1 protein-coding gene (cut by both window edges) is annotated in these 26,579 nt (G+C 64.7%); it reads right to left on the bottom strand.

Every position in this 26,579-nt window falls within one protein-coding gene, locus EV191_RS13120, for a hypothetical protein, read on the bottom strand. The gene is 71,463 nt long; 12,401 of those nucleotides lie to the left of the window and 32,483 to its right, leaving coding positions 32,484–59,062 in view, spanning codon 10,828 (partial) through codon 19,688 (partial); reading right to left, the first codon wholly in view occupies window positions 26,576–26,578. Both the start codon and the stop codon lie outside the window.

Below are 26,579 nucleotides of genomic sequence, written 5' to 3' on the forward strand. Positions count from 1 at the left end.
CCACTTCCAGTTTACCGCCGACATCCATAGCAACGTGGCCAACTACCTCCCTCTCGGTCATATCGACCCCGATACGGAGCCCATCTGGCAGGTCAACGCCGCGCCACATTGCCGATAGCGCCCGCCAGGACGGCAACCGCCGCTTTTCCCGCTCGTGCCTGTCCACCGGGACCAGCTCATCAAAGGTTGGCACGCGCTGCTCCGCTTCCCACGCTGGCGCGCCCCAGCGCGTGTCCCCGCTCGGTTCGCCCGGGTCCTTGGCCCGGCCGGGGTCGGCGATAGACGGGAGCCGCACCGGGGTGTCTTGGTCCTTGGCCAGCCGCAAGATTCGTTCGATCGACTTCGCATGCTGGACGGCGGCTGGCTCGTTTTCGGCGTCCACGGCCTGCGCCATGTCAACACGCGCACGATGGAGTAGTTCCGCCAGCAGCGGTACGGGAAGACGGTCACCGGTGTCCCGCCCGAAAGCGCGCACGACTTCGATATCGATCGGTTGGCCGGGATCCGCCGCCAGTAGCCGCAGCTCATCGGCGGGCGCTTGCTCCTGGCCGCGCCGCATGGAGAACCTCTCGAACTCCACTAGCTCATCGCCTGAATTGTAGGAAATTCGGTCCAGGTCGAGAGTGCCGTTGTCGAGGTGGACCCATGGGTGCGACGAGCTCCTGGTCAACAGATCGAGTAGGCGCTGCGTGGCTTGGTACACCCAGTCCGGTTCGATACCGGCAGCTCGGAAGACTTGCCGTTCGGCAGATCTGGTGGACAGGTCAGCGATAGCCGCGGCTGGCCCATCGAAACGCCACACTTCGGCGCCGATCGGCGTCGGGCCACTCGAGTCCCCCGGACTCTCGGCCGGCGGATCCAGTAGTCGGTGCAGTTCGGCCAGAGCCGCACTCGCCTGCTGGCGCGCCGCGCTGGTGTCGTCGGCTGCGAGGGTGGTTTCCAGCCCAGGGGCCGTGACGAGCAGGTACTGCTGCACACCTGTTCTCGCGATGCCGTACACTTGAGGGACGTAAACTCGTTGTGTTCTGCCGGACAATCGCTCACGTACGTCAAGTTCGGCCAGTAGCTCCTCTGTTGAATCCAACACATGGACTCTCGCTATCTGCCGACCGTCTCGCCACAGCGCACCACTCGCATCCAGCGAGGCGGCAACGAGGCGATCATCGATGCTGTACGCCTCGCGCCAGCCCATCGCGTGAGCCAGCTGAGGTCCGGTAATACTCCAGCCGAAGCCGACCACAGGTAACGTCTGCGCCCAATGGTCGACGGCACTCGTGTATGTCGATAGATCGCCACTATAGGACGGTCTACTTGCGACGAGCGAGGCGAAATCCCTATGTACCCAACCGGTTATCCTGCGCTGATCCGATCGGTCACCGCCACGGCCGAACTCAACCGGCTGGCGATCGCGCATCAGGTCGTCGGCGAAGGCCGCCGCGGCGATCGCTTCCGGCCCAGTGGTCGGGTACCGCAACTCAACTATCGCACGCAAAAGGTTGGCGTCCCAGTCCGCGACAGTGCGTAGCTCACGGTCCGGCGAGGCACTCCATTGATCTGGCTGTGCCACGAGTTCCTTGATGAACTGGTGGAGCACGGCGTGATCGGCCAACTCGCGCTCGAGTAGGAGTTTCCGAAGCCCGTCGGGGTTACTGTGGAAGTCCTCACCAAGCGTGCGACGCGCCGCCGTTAGCGGGTCTTCCCGCAGTGATGTGATGACTTCCTTCATCAAAGCCGTAGCCATCAGCTCCGGGGGTTCGTCCATTTTGATCCCGACCTGACCGCTGTGCCAGTCGTAAGCAGCGGCAGCGCCTAGTTGCGGGCGAAGACGGTCCGACGCGAAAGAGTCAAGTGGGGTAGCCGTATCCCGCAGCTCGGCGATTCGGGCGTGTACGACCTCCGGCGAAACGCCAAGTTGCGCCGCCACCCTCGCAGCTCCACCGTGGGCGATCCGCGCGGCTTCCGCCATCGTGCTTCGCAGCGTTTGCTCTTCCCGTACCGCCGCGCGCAGTTCGTCCAGCTGCTGGTACGCCTCGACGATTGCGGTAAGCATTCCAATCTGGTCGGCCACCTGGTCGACGTACTCCTTGACCGCCTCGGGCTTGAGCTCTCCGAACATCTCCTTGCCGGTCTTACGACCGTCTTCGGTGAGCTCGTCTTGCCGGTGGTCAGCGACTGGATCTCGGTTTACCGCTACCGCGGACTGCGCGGCCGCACCGGCTGTCCACATCACGAAACGCTTGCGTTGCTCATCCCAGATCTCTCCGGGAGTCTTACGATCGGCGTCGGAATGTTGATCGCCAAGATCGATCTGGTGAGCCCCTTCGGCCGCAGCGCCGGCGCCAAACGCAGTTGCTCCCGCCACGGTCGCGATACCGCCAGCGCGCAGGTGTTCGCTGGTGTCCGCAGACGACGGCGGCATGCTCGCTTCCCGAGCGATCATATCGGCAAGCAGGCCGGCGGCCGCGGTCTTGCGTTCACGCGGTTCTGCCGTCATGTTCAGCAGAATCTTGTAGGTGTGGTTGGCGTACTCCTTACCCTCCACAATGGCCAGTTCGGCAGCCGGCTTTCCTGGCGGTGGGCTGTGCACCGGTTCGAACTCGACGTGCGCGGCCTTCCCGTCGCCCAGTTCGAGCCGGAAACCATTGTTCTTCATCGCGCTGGATCGACGGATACCGAGCCGATTCCACAGGTCGCTCAGCTCGCCGTCCACCGCCGCGATCCTCGGATTACGCAACAGCCCTGCGATATCCGCCATTACGGCACCGAAGTCGAGGCCGCGCAGCCGCTCGTGGATCTCGTTGGCGCGCAGGCGCATCGCATCCTTGCGTTGCCCGTCCGGCAGATCGTCGATATCGCCAGCGACGGCATCGAGTCCGTCACGCAGCCGATGCCGGGTTTCCTCCAGACGGCGGATCCCCCAGTCCTGCATGGTGACGAGCCGATCCTTGGTCAGCGCGGATCGCATGTGTTCCGGGTCTAGGTCCTTCGGGCTCAACTGTGGCGGCCCGTACTTGCGATCCCGTTTGACATCTCCGGCGTGCGCGTTCGTCACCGCACGAGCGAGTGAGTTGGACGATCCAGCCGCGGCGGAGATCCCGTTGGTAAAGGCCAACATCAGTGTTCCCACAACCAGTCGCACGGCACCGCCGATGAGACCACTTGGCATCTGGAGGTACGCGTGCCATACGGCCTTATCCGGGCGGGATGCCTGTACCGGCAAGGTGTTCAGCAGGTCCTCGAATACGCCCCTACCGTGCCCGCTTGGTGACTCGCCGGCCCGTGGATCGACAAGCAGCGTGATCGCGTGGGGATTCTGACCGGCCAGTTCGGTGGCGCCGCGCCTGCCGACGGCTGCCGTGGTGTCCTCGATCAGGACCAACCGGGCCGTACCGGACGCCAGCCCGTCACGGGCGCTGCCAAATCGGACGGTCACCATGACGGTGCGAGGTCCATCGCCCGGCCGACCAAACCGATCGTGGATAGTCTGTTCGATTCGCGCTAAGCCGTCATCATCCTTGACCTGGCTGCCGTCCGCACGATGCGATTCGCCGAAAACCGCGCTGTGCGGCTGATTCAGTAGCTCATCAGTGGCATCGATCGGCCGGATGTCGATCCGCAGATTGTGCCGTACCTGGGATGGAATGTTGCGCTGCCGGCGGATACCGTGCCAGATCTCCTTAACCACATCGGCGGTTGTGCTCGCGAAGGTATCGACGTTCGATGTTGTGTTCTCGGCGAGGTGGCTTTCCATCGCGGCCAGAAGTTCGAAGTGCCTAGCCTGCAGGGACCGGACGTACTCGGCGGCCTCGCTGGCTAGCCGCGCGTCGGGAGCGGGTACCGACCGACTTTCCTCGTGCGCCTTTTTCGCGGCTTCGATCCGTGGGTCGAAGCCCATATTGGTGGCGAACTCACCAACCGCACGGCCGATCGCATTAGCCGCGCCACCAATCGCCATAGGGGACCCAGTGGTCACGGTCTGCGCGGCGGACGCGGCCAACCCGCTCAGCAGGTGCACCGCCGCGTGCGCGGCCTGCAGGCCAGTCTTGTGCACACCCTTGAAATAGCTCTGCCGCACGGCGACGGCCTTGCCAAGCAGCCGATCGAGAATCTCGGTGCGTTGTGGATGATCGGCGATATCCTCCGGAACCTGGACCGTAACGGTCCGGATGCCGGTGTGCGCAACTTTTGTCTGACCGACTACATCGGACACCGATACCGATGGGTCGACACCGTGCCGGCCGGGTGGCACCACGACGAACTCAACGTCGAGCTGCGCGGCACCACGGCGGCGCCGACTGTACGGTGCCTTTACTGCTCGCGCGTCACCAGCGGGCGGCTTCTCGCGCCAATGCGCCACGGTCACGATCTCGCTCGGCTCGCCGTCCGGACCGGGCTGATCGGCCGTTCGAAGTGCTGTTGCTCGGACGCCGCCGCGCACGGATCCAGCGCCTAGAGCGCGCGTCCAATCTCGTAGCGCCGCCCACGCTCGATCCCGCCGGTGCGGATCGCTCGGCGCGGCATCCTCAGGAACCGCCGGCGGGGCATCGGTCGCCGGACGCGGCATATCGAGTGTTTCCCTGCTCACCGCTCCGGTTTCCGGTAGCAGCTGCCGGAGGGCATCTGCCCGGTCCGTTACCGCCTGCACGCTGGCTTCCATGTCTTGTTCGGACAGCCATGCGTACGACCCGTGCGGACGGAGCGCCCCGATCTCCCGCGCCTGGGCATGTCGGTTGATACCCGAACTCAGCACGGCTCGACCGGCGAGTACCGGATTGGTGAACACCTGGATGAACGAAGTCAGCGCGGCCGCGACGAATGCCGCTGAGGACACCGTCTCGATCTTCGTCCATTCGGTAAGCAGGTTGGCAAGTTCGGTGTCCGGCAGCAGCTGGATGCCCAATACCGCGGCCAGTGTCGCGGTTGCCGGCGGTATCGCGGCACGTATGTACAGTTCGATCAGTCGCACGGTCTGTGCCGGGTTTTCCCGCAGCGCCCGCTCATGCAGCGCGTGCAGCTCGGCATCCACCAGTTCGCGAACGCGCGATTCGGGTAGTTCGGTCAGCGCTTCGCGGTTGACCCACAGTACGTAGTGCCCCTTGGCCAACCACTCTGCTGCCAGGGGTTCACCGTTCGGGAATAGCTCCGACCGGCGGTGCGGCTCCGGCGAGCCGAGCTCAACCGAGAAACCTTCCCAAACCTGTTCCGCGAGCCGAAGTGGCGGGCGCAGTCGATACAACGGGCGCATCGACCGGGACAACGTCGCATCGCTGGGGCGCTTTATCTCAGCGATCTCTTGTGGACGGCTCGGCGCACTCGGCATGGACTCCTGCTGGACAAGCAGGTTGTCCACCGAACTGTCCGCAACCGCTCCTTCTACGCTGCGGAGCCACGGGTCGAGCAGATCGGCTGGCTGGGCCAGTTCTTCGAGCATTGTCTGCGCCGTTGGCGACAGCCGCTTCACGAACGCTCGATGGTCCCGACGAGACAGTTGCTCGGCGGACAGCGTCGGGTCCATCAGGCGCTGCCCAAGTGCTTCCGCTAGCTGCGCGTATCCGTCATCAGCCAGTTCAGCCGCCTGTCGGCTGGCGTGGGCCCGCAGCGAGGCCAGGTACTCGACCCTGGCGATCTCGGCGAAGTCGCGGGCGGCGAGCATGGGCACCCGCGCCCGCGCGCCGCCGACGGTCCGCACCGTTGGATCCAGTTGCCCGCGTAGCGGCAGACGTCCGCGCGCCCCGGCGACGGCATAACCGATGCGTTGGGCGACGAGTTCGGCCAGTCGTGCCATCGATTCCGCGTCAAGCGGGCGACCGAAACGGGCACCGAGCCCCGCACGCAGTTTGTGGGTGATCGCAAGCAGATCGATCCGGCGGGGCCGACCATGCCCGTCTGGAAAGCGGACCTCGAGCATCCCATTCTCGGCCACCCGCACGTGTGCCGGCCCAATCCGGCCGCCCCGGTCGGTCGCCGGATCGTCCGCGGTATCCCGCAGCAGGGTTGTCAACTGGGTAATCGCCGCAAGTATCCACCGTTCATCGGTGCTGAGCGGCTTCCCGGATGCTTTCTGCACGACGCTGGCCACGCTGGCCAGCTCAGCGTCGGGACGGGCCATCGGCCGGGCTTTGCCCGGCGGCAACGCGGTTGGTTCCGGCTGACGTGCCGTAAGCGATGTGTCGGCGTGGCTGGCCAGCGTGGTGACCAAGTCCAGCACGCCAGCGGCCAGCTGCCTGGACCAGGTGGGCCGCGCGGTGACACCGCGGTTGTCCAGAAGGCCCGAGTCCCGTGCCGTCTCGACTATCCGTTGCTGAACTTCGTCGAGCTGCTGGCGGAGCGTGCGCACTCCAGGCAGGTCCTGGCGGCGCCTGGCCCGGGCGAGCTCATCGGCAAGGTGTCGATGTAGTGGCGCCAGCGCGGTCAGCCCGACACCCGCTTCGCGCTCGGTGGTCGTCTGCCAGGTGTCGGCGAGCTGGCGAGCCAATAGCGGGGTCAGCGCATCGATCGCGGCGGTGACATCCCGCGCGAGCCGCCACTCGGTCGGCCTGTCCGGCGTCGTGGCGAGGACGAGCCTCGGCACGGCGACCGTTTCCCCGTTGGCCAGTCGCAATGCGCCGTCGTAGCGCAGGGAAACGCCCGACCCAAGTCCGTCCCGATCGTTCTTGAGGTAGTCCATGGCTCGCTGGAACGCGGCGAGTTCCCGTGGCGACAACGCGGGCGTATCGCCGGTCAGTCGCCCGTACAGCCCGCTGGCATAGCCAGTCAGTCGGTGCCGCCGGATTGGTTGACCGTCGGCGAGATCATCCAGTGCGTTGGTCAGTCGTGCCCGCAGGTCCGGGCCGCTGATTTCATGCGCGGCGGCCAGCAACCGGAACCGCGCGGTCGGTACGTCAAATCCGGTCAGTGGTGCTATCGCTTCCGCGATATCGGCGAGCACGTGGATCGGGTCAGCACCAAGCCACGACGCCAGCTCCACATCGCCCTGCGCCTGGTCGATCCGGTGGGTTTCCGTGCCGCTGAACGCCACGATTCGAAGTCCGTCGTTCGGATCGTCGAGCGCCTGCACGGTGTCGGCGAGTTCCGCACCGCGCAATGCCGGGCCGATGAGTGTCGCGAGCACCGACCAGGGTTCGGCTGGCTCCGGCGGGGCCGCGACCTCGGCGACGCTCATGGCATCACGCTGCTGGTCGTCCGAGGCGAATGGATGGGCAGGTGGATCGGTACTCGCCGTGTGTTCGCCTGCGAGTGGTCGTCGGCCGCGGAATCGAGCGTCCTCGGTGGACTCATCGCGCACTCGGAGCGCCAGCCGATACAGCGAGCGATCGCCAAGCACGCTCCGCAGCATCTCCATCCGCCGGCGCGAGCGCAGTGCACCGGCGTCATCCAGCGTCGAGTGTACTCGTGACCAGCTCCACTGGGAGTCCACCGAACTGTCCGATTCTGGCAGTGCCTGGTGTTCGGTGAGCTCCCACTGGATCCGGGCAAGGTGTGCCGCGTGCTCGGGGGTGATCTTGTCGGTGAACGGGCTCAGGTAGTGGCGTGGTTTGGCGGTGCCGAACACGTCGAACACCGGGGGTGTGGCCACCGACTCGGTCAGTTCCTCGGTAGCGGTCGCGATCGCGGCCACCAGGTCGGCCCCCAGCTGGCGGCGGGTACGCGCAGCCTCCTGCGCAACCATGTCGAACTCGCCAACCCGGTATCGCTGACCGGCGGTGGTCACCAGATCGATCCGCACTAGTTTGGTGACCGCGTCACGCTGGTACGCGAGCCGCAGCTCAACTGGATCGCGCCGGTGTTGATCCAGCCAGGTATGCAGCCGGAGGCGGTCATCGCCCGGGCGGTCGCCAATCGTCAGTTCGAGGTCGTTGAACTGACGGATATCGAGGTCATTGATCGACGCGGTGATGGACCTGAGGTGCGCCCGGGTCGCCTGTAGCTCGTGGCGTTTCGCTGCATCAGCTGGGCTGAGCACCTCGCGGCGGGCAATGCGCGGTCGGACCGCTCGTTTCGTGGCTGTCGGGTCTTCGGCACGGGCAGAGCCTGCTACCGAGGGTGCCGCGCGGTGCTGTCCGGGAAGGATATTGGCCAACCAGCGGGTGTAGCGCTGACCCCACCAGTAAGCCGAGGCCCGCAGCCGGGCACCAGTACCCGGTGGATGTGCAAACAGCTGGCCAGCACCGTCCTGCCGCGCACTCAAGTCGTCGACCCAGCGGTGCAGGTGTTCCCGTCCCGCCATGTCGAGCGACGCGATTTCCTCGCTCGCCTGGGCTTGCCAGTCCGAAATGGACCCGCGTACCCAGGCAGCCGGGTCGACCCCGGTGGGCTGCACGGTCGCGCCTTCGACGACCAGCTCGGGTAGCGTCTCGACAAACTGTCTGAGCTGCCCCGGCACGGTCAGTCCCAACTCGACGGCCAGCACGCTGGCGAGGTGCCGCAATCCTGCCGGATTGATTCCGTCACCTATGCCGCCACGACCCATTCCACCACGACGCAGCGCGGCCACGAACGATCCCGCTTCGTGCACCGGGTAGCCGAAGTCACCGGCAACGTCCCGGACCGTACGTGGTGGCGCGGGGTCACGTGCGGGAAGGTCAGCAATTGCCTCCTCCAGCGCGGCGCGGAAGTCGGTGCCGGACGATACGGACGCGCGCCATACCTGCCGCAGGTCAATGTTTCTGGTCAACCAGGCCAAATCGCCGGGGCGCAGCCGAGCCATGTTCAATGCCGCGTGGAAGGGCGCGCGTTCCCTGCTCCACTCTGCCGCCGCTTCGGCGATCGTCTGCCGCAACGATGCTTCCGATCGCCGATCACCGGTGATCAGTACACCCGTTCGTGCTGCCTCCTCGACAAGTTGCCTGTCGATCCCCGGTGGCTCCGTATCGGGGGACGCGATCGCATTGGTGCCACTCGTTGCGGCGTCACTGCTGGAAGTCCCAGTCGGACCGCTTGGCTGTCCCGCTGAGTCAGCCGGACCGAGCTCGGACCCGTCAGATTCGACAGTGCCGAGGTCATCGGCCGAGAGTACCGGTTGGTAATGGTAGTGCTCACCGATCCGCAGGACGGCCAACTCCCTACCGTCTGCTTTCTCTGGCCCGTGGATGGTGGCAGCACCCTGTTCATCGAGCACCGTGATCCGCAGGTCAAGCAGCTGGGCAACTTGGTCGACCACATTGGATGCGGTGGTGTTGACCAGTTGCGCCACCAAGGTCGGCCCGTCGATGGTGAACTCGACGTTCCTGGCCCGCGCCGCTTCCCATACCGCGCGCGCGAATGTTTCGGTGCCACCAGCAAGGCGCTCCGGAATCCAACCGGGCCGGCCGCCGAACTCATTGAGCCAGGCATGCTGCGCCGCGCTCGGCGTGTTCGCGGTGAACTCGGCGACCAGGTCGCGGTCCGCCAGGTCGGTACGCGGTGCGGCGCCAGGCAGCGCTTGGGCGTACTCGACCGCGGGCCGCGGGCCCCACCAGTACAGGATTCTGCGGGTCTCGGCGAGCAGGCCTGGCTCCAAGCGCACCCGTTCTGGTGCCGCGCCGTAAAAGCCCTCGGTGACGATCGCTTCGGCGATATGCTTGAGCCGTTGCTGCTCGGCTGATGCGAGTCCAGCCACCCGCGCATCGGCGGCGGGGCGCCAATCGAGGACGGACCCGGGTATCCAGGCGAGCGGATCGGTACCCAAGGGGGCGTACCGAACTGTGTCCACTACTCCGCGCGAATCGGCGAGGAGCAACTGGCGTCGTTGCCGCGCGGTCCACAGCCCTTGCCGCGCGGCAAGCAGCGCCGCGACTTGCCGCAGACCAGTCAGATCGGCGGAATTCAGCTCGCGATCCAGACCGCCTTCGCGCAGCAGTTCGCGGAAGCGGGTGATCTCAGTGGTTGCGAATCCGAACGCGTTCGCCGCGGCCTCCAACGAAGGAGGCTCGGATTGGTCGGCCCGATCCAATTGGGTACGAAGCAACAAGCCGAAGTCCTGCCCCTCGGCCGTGGCGGTTCGCCATAGTTGGCGCACATCCAGCTGACCAAGGTTCTGTACGATCCGGTCGATATCACCCGGTCGCAGGACATCGGCCAGCGCGCGACTGAATTCCGCTGCCTCGACCTGCCTGGTTCGCAGCTCCTCGACGGTGTGGTCAACGGCGGTTTGGCTGAGCCGTGCCCGAGTTTCCGGTTTGTCCGCAGGGGTTTTGCCAAGGACTGCACTCAGATCCGAGCCGGCACGGGCGGCGTCTCGAATCGCCTTGATGGCCGGGAGCGACTCGAGTTCAGTGCTACCCGCCGTGTCCTGCGCGGTCGGGCTCGGCTGAAGCGGTAGTTCAACCAGATCGGCGACGGCAAAGTTGTCGATATCGCGCTGGGACACTGAACCTGGGGCGACCTCCGAGTCGGGCAACAACGCGGCGACCCACGCGCCGTGGGACATCCCACCGCGCAGTAGCGCCATCCGTAGCCGCCCACGATCGTCCGGCGTGATTGGTTGCGGGCCTCGATAGGCGTGCTCCATCGGCATGCCGTGATAGTGCACCCGCGTGAGGTATTCCGTACCCTCCTCGACCGCACGCCGCTCGCCGTCCGATAGTTCGGACAACCTTGGTGGTTCGGTGATCAGCGGCAGGGTGCTCTCCCGCGGTGCGCGGGCGAGCACGGCCGCAGTGAGCACCTCTGGCACCGCCTCCAATACCAGTCGTCGCTGGTCGGGGGAACCGAGACCGCGCCAGATTAGGAGGTCAAGTGCGAGATTGCGCAGCAGTGCCGCAGCGTCCGTTTTGGACAGGTGCACGAACACTCCGGCGTCGCCCAGCAACCGACGGAACTTGGCGAGGTCACGTTCGGAGCTGGCGAAGTCGTACAACGCGGCGGCTTCGGCGATCTCGTCCCTCGGGGCCGAAAGCTCGGCGCTGCTGAGCAGTGTTCGGAACGCGGTGTTCAGTCCCTCGGGCGAGCTTCCGGCCGCGTTCGCGTCCCGGAACAGCGCGGGCAGGTCGAGCCCGGCGAGCATCGCTTGGGTGAGTTGTTGCTCGGTTGGTTGGGTTTCGGCGAGTGCGGCGTGCCACTGCGGTAGCCAGGTGCGGGCCTCCCTTGCTCGCGCGTCCGCCTCCTCCGTCAGTGCGGTGTGCCGGGTCTCGGCTGACCGGTGTCCGCGTTCGACATCGTTGATGACCGCGTCTACATCGACGCCGTGCAGGGCGGCCCGGGCGACCGCATCGTTGCGTACATCGGCGATCACCAGCTCCATGGGCTTGCCGAAAGAGACGGCGCGCTCGTGCAGTTCGGTCAGGTCCAGCCGGCGGTCGGCCGCGATGGCAAGCAGATCCGATCGCGCTGCGTCCGCGGCGCCTTCGGTTGCTGGCCGGACTAGGGAGCCGAGGTTGTCCGCGAGACCGCGGTCGGTGTTGTCTAGGTAGACGCCGCCGTCTGGTGCGATGCGGTATGCGAGTTCGGCACCGTCCACATCGGTGATGCGCAGGGCGATTTCCGCGTCCAGCCAACTCGCCATGCCACGCGCGGTTTGTAGCACGTCCAGATCGTGTGCCGGTCGATACGTGATCAGTTCTTGCAATGGTTCGGCCAGTGCACGCTCCTGGGCGCCGGCGACCTCGGTAAGCAGCTGGTAACCGTGCACCGCATCGGCGAGTATCTCGCCGATGCGCGCGGTTGCGTGTTGCCAGTCGCCGTAGTCCCGGTCGAATCGTTCGCGCGCTTCGGATAGCTCCTGGCCGTGTATGCGGCGCACTGCGTCAAGCAGTTCATCTAGCGTGCCGTGGCCATCGCGGGCGTCGGCATGGGCCGCGTCGATGGAGGTACGCCATTGCTGTTCGGCTTCCCGCAGTCGCTCACGGGCGGCGAGTACCGGTCGGCCGCTACGCCGGATCTGGTCAGTCACCGTCATGGCTTGCACCACGGTGTCCGCAGCGTCTGCGAGCTTACGCCGGTCTTGCTCGTCGCTGGCGCCCTCGCGTGCTAGCGCCGCAGCCCGGGTCGCCAATGGTGCTAGTGCTTGGTCGATACGTTCGGCGAGGGCAGCCTGTTCCCGAATACGCGCGGGCAGTGGGTCGCTGTGCAGTGTCAGCAGCTGCGCGCCGGCTTCGCGCTGGTTCGCCAGGGCCGTTTTCGTTTCTTCCGATAGCTGCTCGCGTGCCGTGAACGCGAGGCCGCGCTGTGGCCAGTCCGCGTCGAACGTCCCGTCCGCGACAGCCCCGTCGACCAGCTGTTCGAGGTCGAAGCTCGGGGCAGCCTGTTCGCGACGCCGCAGCATGCTGGCGATCTGGCCGGCGTCAAGCTCGGCTAGGCCAAGGACGCTGTCGCGGTCCCAGGGCGGCACCTGTTCGAGAAGGTCTAGGAACTCCGGCAGATCCCGTTCGTATACCCGGAAATGTGCGCGTCCCTTGGCCGCGTTATTGGTGAACCGTTGCTGGATTAGCCGTGGCTCGGTGCTGGCCGCATGCCGATCCAGACTCCGCAGGTAGATCTCGGTGTTGATGCTGGCGTGATAGGTGGCGTAGACATCGACGACGGGGCCGGTCTCCTTGGCGGTGTGTTCCCGTCGCGCGCCGCCCCAGGACTCGGCCGCTCGGTTGGCCTGCGCTCCCATGCCGACCTTCGCGCCGTACCCCTCGGTATCCGCGGGTATGTGCTCCAGCGGTAGGCCGTGCTCACCGGAGAGCGGGAGCTGCCGCACCCGACCGTGCTTGTTCTTGGCGATGCTCATCTGCCGGTTGATGCCGCCGATCCCGTGGCCTTCGGCCCGTTCGGCGAGCACGCTCACACCGGAGAACTCGAAGCGGACGGTCTGCTCGACAGACTTACCAGGTCGCGATGGCAGGTTGACCGACAACACCGGGTGACCGTCCGGGCGGGACAGTTGGTAGAGCTTGGTGGGCAAGGCGTCGGCCGAGTAGGACACGTTCACCGCACCGCCGAGTTCATGGGCTTGCGCCTCGGGCAGGAGCGCGGCCAGTTCTCGCTTCGCGGCCTCTTCCAGCTCGGCGACATCCAGCGCATCCGGGCCGATCCGGTAGGGAATCCCGCCGATACGCCGGTAGTTCAGCCATTCTGGCTTGTCGAGTGGTTCCTCGGTGACCAGCGCATCCGGGACCTGCAGACCGAGTACCCCACTGAGCAGCTCCACTTCCGACTGGTACCGGCCGCGCAACTGGACTGCTCGCGCGAGACCGACCAGGGTGTTGTTCACCGACAGTCGCCGCAAGGACCGTCCGGGTACGGGGCCGCGCCGGATCTCGAAGGTGATTTCCACCGGAGTTTCCGTATCGTAGGCACCGCTCCAGTTCACCTGCGTGACGATCGTCGTGGTCTGCTCATTGCGCATAACTGTCGTGTCATGCCCTCGACCGGTGGAGACCGTTCCTTCGCCGAGGCTGGTCCCGGCGACCGCTGGCTCGGCACCTGTCGATGCACCCACGCTCCGGTTGTGGCCCACGGAATCCGTGGTTTCCCGGTAGGCGTAGTTCTGATCCTCGGTCCCCCGTTTGGTCTGGTGTCCGGTGATCGTGGTCGAGCCAAGTGTGCGTACCTTGGCGACGATCTCGACCTGCTCGGTCAACGCGAACCAGCGTGGACCGATCGGAGCCTCACCACGCCACAGCAAGTGCTCCCCGGCGACCATGCTGGTCAGTGGACCCCAGAGGCGAGTAGCCGCGCTCAAGGTATCCAGCCCCCGGCGTAGTCCGGGGATCCGCCGCAACAGGCCGGGCATGGCCTGCTCAGCCAGGTCACGCAGAACCTCGTTGGCGCGTACCCGCTCATGTCCTTCCGGGCGGACCAGGTTCAGGAACCGCACGGCGCGGCTGCCGCCCAGCGACCACGATCTGCCGAGGTACTCCGGCAGGAACCGGTTACGCTGCTCGGCCGGTGCCTCCGGGTACTCGACGACCAGACGCGACAATTCAGCAAGGATCCCCGCGTCAGTGGTGTCGCTCGCGAGCGGCACGGCCTCCGCCTCGTACTGCGCATGCGCGGCGACCAAGAGCTCTCGCGATACGGCTTGGCCCGTCTCGTCTTCGTGAGCGAGCCGAGCCACGGCCCGCGACACCACGATCCGGTTCAGTTCGAACTCGCCGTTCAGCCACCGCCGCAGCGAGTTGGTGACCTCGTTCGCCGGGAAGTTCAACGTCCCCTGACCGTAGTGCTCCAGCACCGCCGATTCGGACAGCACTCGGGTTACCCAGCCATCCAGCTTTTCTGGCTCGATCGCTTTGTTGGTTCGAGTATTGGTCGCTTCCAGTGTGAAGTGCAACTTGGTGCGGAAGTGGAATCGCCGCTCGAAGCTGAGGGGCAATTGCTCCAGCCCGAAGATCTGCCCGAACACCGAGTTCAGCGTCCGTCCGATACTGCGAGTTCCGGTCAGATCACCGGGAATCGTGTGCGTCTTGGACGCGTTTTTGGTCAGCCCGGAAAATACCGAGGCCATCCGGAACATGAAGTGGCCGGTGACGCTATCGTCTACCGCGCCGAGCAGTTGGGTCTCCCCCTGGGTGGCGTTGATCGTGACTTCTCGTCGTTTCGATAACCCGAAGCCCGCTTCGAACAGCTGGTCGTTGCGAATGCCGCCGTCCAATACCTCTTTCAGTTTTGCACGCAGGTAGGGCGTGCTCGCCATCGCCGCCAGCGGCGACCGGCTGGACGCTCCTGGTTTCGTGAACTCCGGCACCAGGCGGTTCAACGCGGCCCACATGCCGCGCACGTCCAGCGAGGTGGCGACCGCGTCATTACCGGCGAACGGCTCGAACGGGGTTTCCTTGTCGTGCAGCGTGACCGGTTGCCCGGAATGCGCGAAGTCCCTGGGTAGGTACACCTCCGTGGATCCGTCGAACTTCTTCTTGTCGACAGTGTCGCCGGAGCTGTCACGCACCTCGAGCCGCAGCACCAACGGAACCCGCCACACGGGGCCGGCTGGCTGCTCGAACAGGTGCACCTCATTGCCGCGACCCGCCGTGTCCAGCGAGGCGGACGTTCCCCTGCTGCCACCTCGTTCGTAGCCCTGAGCGAGCTCCTCCGCATCGCTACGCTTCGCTTTCGCGGTCCAGCTCAGGGTCCGACTGCCCGACCGGGTGGACGTAACCCCGCTGCTGTCGATATCCAGTTCTACAACGGCCCGACCATCCATCTCGCCCAGGTATTCGGCCTCGCCGGTCAGTTGCTCACCGGTCAGGACCACTTCGACGATTTCGAGGTCCTTCGGATTCAGCGGATTGGGGCGGACCAGCTCGAAGCGGATACCGTCCTGGATCAACTGATCATAGCGACCTTCGAACGCGGTGGCGTTGATATGCCGCATGATGATCATGGCGTTCATCAGCTGCCAGTCCGTGACGTTCGACCAGAACTCCGGATCATCCACGATCGCCCGAGCGGGATCACCGTCTATTTCGAACCCTGCGGTAGGCACGAACCCATGGCCAGGCCCGAGAAGATCGAGCAGTGCCTCCTGAATCGCGGCGGCGCGGTCGCCGCTGTTCAACCTTACCGGTTGCCTCGCGTTCGGCTCCACGGTGAACTTCCGAACCGTGGAGACGCCGGAACCATGGCCTTCCAGGTACTCAGGAAACGGTTTGTCCTCGGCGTCCGGATCCTTACGTGGCACGCCACGGACCAGCTGACCATCCGGGCCCACCGCGGCACTGTCCACCGGCAGGCCGTATTCCCATGCGTCCGCCTCACGGGATTTCAGCGTCACGTCCCCGACGATCGGGTCCGGCTCGTCGGAAACGATCGTGCCGTCCGCGTCGAATACCCGCACCCGGTGTTCAGCAGGCATCTGATGCACGGGGCCGTATCCCCTGTCCACCTTGACGTGGATACCGCGAGTCTCCACCGCGATCCCGCTGGTGGCCGCCGAAGCCCTGGTGACGTTCGCGCCGAGCTCGATGCCGAGTTGGGCGGCGAGCGCCCGGAATGGAATGTCGGCATTGAAACCGCTAGTGGCTTCCTGCCCGAAGGTCGTGTTCGCGGCACTGTTGTTGAACGCAACGCCGACCTGCTCCAGATGATCATCGAGTTTGGTGGATCCGACGAAGGTAGCCGCCTCCGACAGGAGCTTCGTATCGATATGTGCCGTCGCGACGGTTTTCCCACTTTGCACGATCGGGAACCGATGGCCGTACGGCGTGTTGACCGCGGCTCGCAGGTTACCGCGCAACGTCAGGATGTGCGTCCATACTTGTTCCCGCAGGTCAGGTACCGACTTGTCCAGCCGTGCCGGCAGCCCCGCCATCACCGCACGGAAAAGCTCGTCCTGGCCAGCCAGATCCACGACATGCACGTGATGCAAATGTCGTTGCGCTTCCGGCACCTCTTGCCGGGCGGATTCGGTGACCCGGTCCAGATATGTCTGGGGTACGGCAACGACCAGTCGTTGATCACCATCCTGCGTACGCGAGGAAAACTCGTGAACCTCGCCAAGTCCACTGACTTCGCCGTTCACCGTCGCCTGGGCGAGTGCCATCGGATCGAACTCCGCGACCGACAACGACACCAGCGCGTCGAACGGAACAGCCTTACCTCGGTTGTCCACCACCGCGGTATCCACCTCGGCATAGCCCTGGCCATGCTGTTGCTGCGCCATCCAGCGCCGGATGCCACGCTCCGCACCAAAGGGGACGGGCAGCAGTTCCTCGACCTGGCTGCTGCCCGCCAACTTCGACTCATCCTGCCTACCAGCGAAATCCGCATGGCCACGTTGCGGCATATGACCATGCATCTGCTCATGCGGGTTTACCCGAGACCAACCCTTGACCGGTTCGCGCAGATCCAACCGAACCCAGTACCACTTCTTGGGCCCGTTCGGCTCGCCAAACCGCAACCAACCACCATCGGCGCTGAGCACTTCGCGCCACTGTGCATGCAGCTGACGATTGACGTCTTGCGCCGACAGACCGAACTTCTCGGCAATCTCAGCCGCGTATGGAATCTCGCCCATCGGCCCACCAAGAATGAAGCCTTCCCGCAATGGGATCCCGGCAGGCGTGTCATCCAGGCCCTCGCCGTAAACGATCCGCGGCAGTTGTGGTTCAGGGGCTACTTCAGCGACGTCTGTTCTGCGCTCGACGTGATCGGTTTCCGCTTCCACTGTCTGCGGATTCTCCGGATGCTGCTCACCGCTATCGTCGGCAGACGGCGCAGAAACAGGCGGCTCCGGCGACCCAGGTTTCTCATCCCACACACTCGACCCGACCGCATGTACGACGAATCCGTTCTGTCCATTAATGATGGTCGACCGGACCGACCGGATTACCATCGACTCGCCCGGCGCCAGCAGATGCTCGGCCAGCTCGGCCGACGTGTTACGCATTACGCTGATCGGCGCACCTCGGCGAGTGTCGATTCGCCATAGAACCGGGATGTCCGCGTGGGTTGCCCCTCTTGTCTTTCCGGCCGCGAACACCTTGGCCGTACGCAAGTCGTAGGACGCGAAATCAATCATTCCGGTCGCACGCGAACCGAATTCGACCACACTATCCGACGAAACGACCGTACCGGGATGCAGATATGACCGCACAAACTGCTCGCTGCGCACGGTCATCCCCCGATAAACCGTTACCTGCTCCGGTAGCGGATCCGCATCATCAATGATCCGTCCTGCCTCGCGCAGCATTCTTTCCGCGTCCGGATCAACCACCGGCGGATTCCCTGCCCATAGCGAGCGATATGCAGCATAGTTGTTGTACCAGTAGCTGGCAAAGTCAGTAGCGGACGCTCCTTGGGCCAAGAACGATTGGATCGTCTCTTGATCCCGCTGCGCGAGCCGCGACCACCAGTGGCTCGCGGCGCCCTTGACCGTACTCAGTGTCGCCAGTAGTGGACCGCCGAACTCCGGTAGTTCCATCTCCGGGATCGGGTCAAGACGAGCCTCCTCATCGAGCAGGCTGGCGCTCGCGCTGTCGCCTTCTCCCATGATCGAATGGATTGCCTGCAGCCGCGCGTATATGCCGTGGACGCTCGTCTCCAGGTATCGGCGATCACCGACCAGATCCCACAACGAACTTCCCGTGTCTTGCGCATCAGCGGCGACTTGAAGCTCGCGAGAACCTACATCCGGTTGAAAATGCCGGAAAAGGCCAAGCGCCAACACATCGACTTGATCAACGACGATCCGCCGCAATACTTCCGGACCAAGCGGATCAACACTTACCGACGACAGCTCCACGTTTTGCTCACGCACGATCCCATAGACTGCGTTCACATGATCGCTAAGCTCGACCAGCAAACTGCTCGCACGCGCAACTGACCGCCGCGCCTTCAGTCCACTCGACTCGGCCCCGCCATACTGCACCAGTTCCTGAACTAGCTCATTGGCTTTATCCAGGATCCGAATTACCTCGTCATATCGGGAGAAAGCAGGCTGCCGCGCGGAATCGACAGCGTGTCTTAGATGGACAAGTTGTTCCGCAAGGTGCCTCGGCAGGTCAGCCGATTGGACATTCGGCCCCAGGTGATGTGCAGGCCCGGAACCGGCCACGTCTTCCTTTGCTGGCTCCCATCGCAATACCGCGTCGTCGGCTACAACCTGCTGCTCCGGAGTAACCGCGGCGTCTGGTTCGCCAGATTCTGGTGAGCTGGTGCTCAATTGTTCGCCAAGTTCGCGAACGGCTGTGCGCAATGCGGCCGACACCAGCAGCGATTCGGTACGGCGCAATAGCACACTACTGGTGGGTGGAGTGCCTGTTTCGGTGGTTACCTGCCAGTGCAGAACCTCAGGGTGGGTATCGTCAAGTACGACGAGCTGGATCCGCCCGGTGGCCCCGTCGGCGAACGTGACCGTCGCATTGAGACGGTCGGACAGCTCTACGTCAGCGGTGACATTCGCGTCCCGGATCGTCGACCCGGCCCTAGCGGCTTCGGTGGCGAAGAACGTGTTCGCATGCTCGATGACCGCACTGACGGCGGCGTTGGGCGTCGTCGGGACATTGTCGGCCCGGCTGGACCCGAACTGTCCTGCCGCGAAGGCCCCGCCTGCGGCCGCGGCGGCCACGGACACCGGGGCTTTCTCGGGGTCAGCACTGGCGTGCTGCGGATCTTGGCTGAGTTCCATGCCGCTGCTGTGCAGTGTGTCGTCACCGCGCACCGTGACGACCATGGTGGTTGGTTCGGCACTTCGCCCGTCAACGCGCTCCTGTCCGGCGTACAACTCGACGGTCACGGTGTTCGCTGCTTGCAACGCCGGGTCACCGCCGAGTGGCCCGCTCGGTTCGGTCCAGGTCAGCACGCCGTGGTAGTTCCCGTCCGTGAGGGTCAACTCATCGGCCCGCCACTCAAGCTGGCCGCCATCGGCGCTGTACAACGTGCCACCTGCGGCCGCACCGCCATCGCGGTGTGTCAGGAACCAGGCCCGGTCGTTGCTGTCCGCCGACTCGAACTGCCAATCCTTCGGTTCGCTTGGCCGCTCCTGCGCATGTTCCAGTGCCGTCCCTCCGGCCGCCACACCGCCGACCGCGAGGCCAACTCCTGCCAACGCCGTGATGACCTGGCGACGCGTGAAGTCCGGGTCGTCGCCGTCAGGTTGCTCAACTTTCGGCCAGGTTCCGATATCTTCCGCGATCGACTCGAGATCGGAGACCTCAAGCGGATAGCCGGTCGTGACATTCGGCTGTGTGCTTTGCTCGTGGAGCAGTTTGGTGGCGTCATACTCCGTCTTGTGGTTGAAGTCCACCGGAACTGACGTGCCAGGCAGGAACAGCAATCCCTCGGTGGCCACGCTCTGGCCAAGCGTGTCGGCGACCGTCTGCAGGAACCGTGCCGAACTCTCGCTAATTCCGTTGGGCAGGGACCAGAAGATACGCCGCCTGGACAATTCCGGAGCGGCACCGCCCAATTCGTCGGCGAACTGTCGTGCGCTTACAGCGCCACCATTGATAAGCCGACCATCATCAACGATCACGAGACGCGATGACGCGGGAATCGTGGTGTTATCTGCTTGACCCCTGAAATCGATGAAGTCAGCATCGCTCGGTAGCGACATCAAGAAGCGTCGTAGGTCCGTATTCGCCTTCCATGCAACGCCGCCCGAATCCGGCAGCGCTCTCGTCGGATCACCAAATCGGTGCGCGGCCGGCACACTGGCACTCCCGGGGTTGCGCTGTTCCCACTGCCGGAACCGTGCAACGGCCTCTTGCCTAGCGGCCGCCGCGACCTGTTCGGGTTCGGCAGCTCCGGTTCGGACCGCCTGCGACAGTGCCAACCAATGCCCGAGTTCCCCGGCAAGCACCTCAGCTGAGGTGAACGCCCCAGGGCCGAGCCATATCGAGTTGCCCTGCGATCCGAGCCAGCCGAGGTTCCCTTCGAGATCCAGCCGACGGGCCGCAGCGGGCTCGGCGGCGACCAGCAGATACTGCTGGCCAAGTTCGTTTAGCTCAGGCGTATAGCCAATGATCTCAGCGAGATCCACCAGCGTCTGGGTTCGCGCGGCTTGCCACTTCCGATAGGCATTCGACAGTGGGTCGAGGCCATAGGGTGTTGGGAACAGCTCGCTGCCGCGAAGTAACACGTCAAAGTTTCCGCGCACATACGCCTGTTCGACGGCGGTGCTGGACGGTTGTGCTTGCGGTTGGTCGGCGGACAACGCGGCTTCCACGAACGGCGAACCGGGCGGGTGTACGTTGATCGCCGCGTCAGCTTGGACCATTTCTTTGGTCCACACACGACTACCGTCGGGATTGCGGTCGTCCCGGATGGAACGCACCGCCGAAGGCAATGACTCGGCCGGTAGTTCGCTCAATACCTCCTGCACGAACCGCCGCTCAACATCCTTCGCCTGAGCCTCAAGCAGGGCTATATCGCGGGCGCTGGCCTGACGTTCCGGAACCTCTCCCAGCAGATCACGCTGTAGCACGTGAACCGCCTCGTGCAGCGCAGCCATCGCGATCTCAATCCGCTTCGCGCCTGGCTTGACCGCCATGCGGCCCGATACCGGTTCCAGAAGCGCGGTGGTTGTGCCGTCACCCACCACGGCCCTCACATGCTCCGGGATCTTGTCTGTGCCACCGTACAGTTCAGTCAACCCGGCCACCGTCAGCTCAACCCGGCTGTGCACCAGACTTACCACTGTCTCTCGAACATGTTCCCGAGTGGATTCCGGCAGCCCCAAAGTGTCCATCAGGACGTCAATGCCGGCCACGGCCATCGTGTGTGCCGGAATCGCGTCAATACCGAATGCCCAGGCGCGGAATCCTTCGTAGCGCGGAGCAGTCGTTCGAAATTGCGGGTTTACCGGATCGGTCCACTGCCGGTCCTCGGCCACCTCGCTGTCCGGGCCATCCGCGCGCCGCTGGTAGTGCACGCTGGCGCTGTCCCGCTCGTAGCCGACCGCCTTGTCACGCGGGGTGACTTGCGCCTCCACGAGCAGATAGATGAGCTCACCGCGAAGCCACGCTCGCCGCAGCTCACGCGCGAGTTCCGCCTCAGGTCCGCCACGGGCCTCCATCTCTTCCAAGACGGATTCGGTATAGATAGGCGTTCCCTGTTTGTAACTACGCTTCTCCCGAACACCCTTTCTCTGGTTGAGGCTCGGTTTGTCATCGTGCGTATGAGTCGCCAGCTTTGGTCCTTTGGCCTCTCCCACCAGGTAGCCGACAACGGTTCCCGAGGCGTCGACCCTGCGGCGGATGAGATCGAACCGTCCATTGCCACCTTCTGGCAGCTCGACCGGTTCAAGCCGTTGGCCATCTGGCAGAGCCCGAGCCCGTCCGGAGTAGACGACAGCGGCATGCTGAACGGCGATCTCGCCCAGCTTCTCAGCAAGAGTCGACCGTAGGTGAGTGAAACCGGGACGGTCGAACTTCGGTGACAACAGGCTGTCTGTGTCGTCGGGATCTGTCCCAAATGGGCGTTGACGCCGATCTGGTTTCGCCGACGGTGAAGAATCTTCGCCGAAGGCCTCGATATTAGCGGCCACGGCGGCGGGAAGGCTACCGGCGAGCCAGTCGGCGTCCTCGAGGCTCACCGTGTCTTCGCCCAAGACTGGTAGGTCTTCTCGTGGATACGAGTCACGGCCCGATGCTTGCTCAGATTCAGATAGCACTACCGGTTGAAGGATGGGGTCCCGCTGCCCGGTCCGTGCGGGCTTCGGCGCGGTCCCTTTTCGCCGACGCCGAGGCGGCCGGGATTCGCCGTCTCCCGCGCCACCATCGATATGGCCGTACGACTGGCTGCGCAAGGTCTCTTGGCCACTGGCAGGAGGCGTGGCGTCCGGCAGGACGGGTCGTTCAAGGCCGAGCAGGACGCGCAAGGTGTGTGCCCGCGCTGCCGCCAGCTCTTCCCACTGCGCGACTCGGTCACCGCCCGCGACCACCCCGTCGATTGCCTCACCGAGTTTGTCAAGCGCGTCGTGGATAGCCCGAACCTTGAGAATACCTGTGTACGGGAAGGTTCGTACCGCCTTTTCGTACTCCGCGACAAAGTAGTCGCGCAGGTGACCAGCTTGCGACAACGGCAAGGACTTCTGGTAGGCGGTGACATTGCCGTAGCTGGTACCCGGTCGCAGTGGCCGGCCTCGTTTGTCGATGTAGTAGTGCAAACTCTCCGGGTCGACCAGCGTCACCAGCTCGGTATGCTGGTGTGTAAGGAGATTGCCCGCATGCGGGTCGCCGTGGCGAACAGCAACCCAGCGCATGCTCGCTTCTCGTGCCACATCGAGCAGTTCTGCCAGCTCTGTGGATACCCGTCCATCGATAAGGTCGAGCCGGCCTATGTTCCGCGACAGTTCAACGAGTTCTTTCGAGCGCTCCAAAGCGCGTTCGAGCCATTGGGATCCGGCAGGGCCCTGGGGTGGAATCTGATCGCGCTTGGTGTCGAGGACTCGCTTGCCTGGCCCGAGTGGTGTTGCAGGGTGCAGTGTGCGTAGGTGAAGCTCGGCAAGGGCACGCGCATGCAGCTGGACCGCTCGGCGCTGCTCATGCTGACGACCACCTGAGGTCACAATCTCGTCAAGGGAGCGTCCAACACCGAATTCCATGAGAATGACACCCGTCGGGTCGCCTTCCACGGCGACCTGTCCCGCCGCAACGACGGCGGGGATTCGGACCTGTTCGAAAGGAACGCTCCGCAGGAAGTCAGTTCCGGACAGATGCCGAGCGAAACCCGCAGGCGACTCGTATATACGTGCTAGCCAGCGAACGCCGCTCGCGTGCGTGATCAGGAACATCGTGGTACTACGGGATCCATGGTGCACGAACCGTTCGACGGATAGCTCGGCAGTCGGAAGCCCGAGCTGTTCGGCCGCGAACGCGCGCAGCGGGTTCGCCCACCCCGACCATGGGTGGGGAAACCCGATTTCCGGTGTTTCGGCAAGCAGGCTGGCCAAGCCGTCCGGGTCGACTCCTCTGGTGTTGGTATCGGGGGTGTCGGTATCGAGATGGTCAGTGCGAGTTGCCCGCGACAGTTCCAACAGGCGATCCATGATCGGAGCGCGCGCGTCACGTACCGGCTGCCGCCCCGCCAGGTCGGCGAGTCGGTCCAGGGCGTCCCACCCAGCAGGTTGACCAACAGGTCCTTCGGGGCGAAGCGATACGGCCACAATCTCGTTGTTGTCCCCGACCCGCACGAAAGCGCGCCAATACCCGGGCGCATCCGCGGTTCCGACATGAACGTTCGTATCCAAGCCGGCCCGCGCCGCTCTGCTGCCAGGCCTGGCGCCGGACACGAGTTTGTCGCTGGCCAGCACCAGCACTCGTAGATCGGGATGGCGGTCGAACAGTTGCCGGACCAGGTTCGGGTCGTGACCGACACCTCCGGGAACACCGTCCACAAGCCATCGCGAACTTGGCTGGTCGCTACGCAGCGCCGGTACTCCGGCCGCACGCAGGGCCGAATCCACGCGCGCAACCTGCGACCAGGGGAGCCGCACGGGCTCACCATCTTCACCGGAAAGCGTCAGGCCGTGCAGGTCGCCTCCGCTTGCGCGGGTCCGGCTCCACTCGGAACCGAGATCAACCCCCTCGAGTGGATCCCTGGTTACGCGCAGGTTCCGCAGCAGGGCAGCCGACCGGCGCACTGGACTAACAAGCGAGCCCCAGAACCCGGTCGCATCCTGATCCGATGCGGACCGTTCGGTGCCTACCGCACTGCCATGCGCGATGTCGGCGCGCTGCCCGGACAGCAACTCGGCGGCCCGTTCGTCATCGATTTCTTCCGAGAACGGAGCATGCTCGTATTCGGGTTCGACATACCGCAGGCGGGCATTCGACGGCAGCTCGCTGTCGCGGAACAGCGTGGCTTCGGTCGAGGACAGCTCGATCCACTGATGTTCAAGCTCCGCACGCAACAGGTGCGCCAGTGGCAGCCGGATCAGGTGCCGAGTCTGGCCTCGTTGTTCGAACGAGGCCAGCATGCCGCCATCGCCCTCCCGCCACAGCAGGATGCCACCCTCGGCCGAACTCGAGTCCGGATACCAACGGAGTTCGCGGCCCGATGTGGTTTCGGTCCAGCGGGCTTGGCCATCGCCAAGACCGACAGGCGGCGAGGCACCATCGCTGGATGACAGCTGTACGGCCGCCCAGCTCCGCAGAAGTTCACGGGACCGCAGCTCCGCGCGGTAGGCGGCGAGCGCGTCGGCATCCCAACGAGCGGCGGAGCTGACTCCGTCGACCTGGTCCTGTTCGGTCCGGCGGTCGAGCTCCCGTGCGGCAGCGTCGAGGTCGTCGCTGCCCAAGCCGACGTGGCGCGCTTCGGCTATCAGCACGGTATCGGCACTATGGTGTGTCCTGCCGTCCGGCCACACTCCCTGCCCTGGCAGGAATGCGACCGTACCGTCACTCAGCCGCTGCACCCGCAGCAACCGTCCATCGGCGGCGTATGCGGTGTCGCCGCCGGAGTCATCCAGCTGCGTATGCCGGGCGCCCGTTACCCGATCGGCGAGCTCGACGCCGTCGTCACCCATGCGCCAGACCGCGTCACCAGGTATCGTGTTTGCCACCACAAGTCCTGCCGTGCCGGCGACTGCGGCGGCCACCTCGCCGACATTCGATTCACTATCGCTGCGATGCGATTCCGTCGCGACGACTCGGAATACGCGAGAATCTTCGCCAGCCTCGCCGATCAAGGTGAGCACGACGGAGTCTGGTTGCTCGCTCGCTTCGATGGCCGCCGGTCGATCTCCAGCGACGAAGAGCAGGCGGAACTCCTGATAGGGCATCTGCGTACGCGTCGAGTCGAGTCGGCCGCTGAAGGTGCCAGGTTCATCGTCGGCTTCAAGGAGAACCATCAACTCGTGCGGCTGGCCTGATTCGTCGTAGACCTCGCCCGCCAACCAGACACTCGCCCCGGCCTGGTCGACTACGACACGTAGGTCATCAGCCACGGCTCCATCGACCTCGTCCTCCGGAGCCAAGTCCCAGGCCTGCCGTTGCCGCCCCTCAATTGAATCAGTGACCTGGTTCCCAGCGACGTAGCCGCCCGAGACCGATGCGACGAGCCCAGCGGCGACACCACCGACGAGTGCCTGGCGTCGGCTCACGCCACGACCGATCTCGCCCCAGCTGGCCTTTGGCCACTGCGTCAGTGCGTACAGGGCGGTCGCCTGCGCCTTGTCAATCCTGCGAGTGAAGAGCATGTCCATCAGCTCGCGGAAATCGCGGGATGCGGCACGGCGGCTTTCGGTTGTCTTCGCCTTGCCGTCGGCCCGGCCGAACTTGCGGTAGTGCTCGCCTATCTTGGCGCCTTGTCGCCCAAGCAGGCTGTTCCCTGGTTCGCGCGCTGCCGCGTTCACCATCCCCAATGCGAGTTTGACTTGGGTCTGGATCACCGCTTCGTCAAGCGAACCGTCAAAGATCCGGATCTCGACGTGATCGCCAGGTTTGCCGGCAACCGATTGAACGTTGATCGAGGTGTCGCGGAAGGCCTTTGCATCGGCAAGTGAGACGAAACCCTCTGATGGAAAATTTACGGGTGCCGCGTACCGGCGGCCACGGTGTTGACCTGATCCGGGGTCAGCGCCCAGTCGATACAACACATCCTGGAAAGTATCGCCGAGTGCAAACAGGGTGTTGTACTTGCCAATATCGCCACCGAAGTCACGGGTTCCGATGTGGATATGCCCACCAACCCGGAATGAAGCTCGGCCTCCGTGCTGGCGGATGACGGCCAACACAGTGACCAGATCTCGCCACGTCTGCGGTGTATCAGACAAGATCGGCGAAACGATCTCACCGGAAACCGACCCGTCAGTCTCCACTCGCCAGGAATTCCGCGCGTCCTTGTACCCGGCCGCACGTCCGTGGTGTGCCTCGTACATCTGGGCGGATTCACTCAGACCGGCTTCGTGGAGCTCGCGGGCGATATCGTTCAGGATCCTCGCTGTAAAGGTGGCCTTGCTGGTTCGCAGACTGAACTCGAGCTCTAGTCCGAAGGGCCTACCACTTTCTGGTGCACCGAGCCCGCCAGTCACATTGTCGATTAGGTAGGGGATAGCCGGTTCGCCATTGGCTACGCGCTGCCTGGCCGACTCGAGATCCGCTTCGAAAACCTCGGGTAGCGCCGTGTAGTCCAGTCCCGGTCCCAACGACTCGGTACTGATATCGCGTCTCGCCGCATACAGGCTGTCGTCGGAAACGCCAAGGCGGTCGGCAACGGAACCGACGAGGTCG

The sequence above is a fragment of the Tamaricihabitans halophyticus genome (assembly GCF_004340875.1).
Lineage (GTDB): Bacteria > Actinomycetota > Actinomycetes > Mycobacteriales > Pseudonocardiaceae > Tamaricihabitans > Tamaricihabitans halophyticus.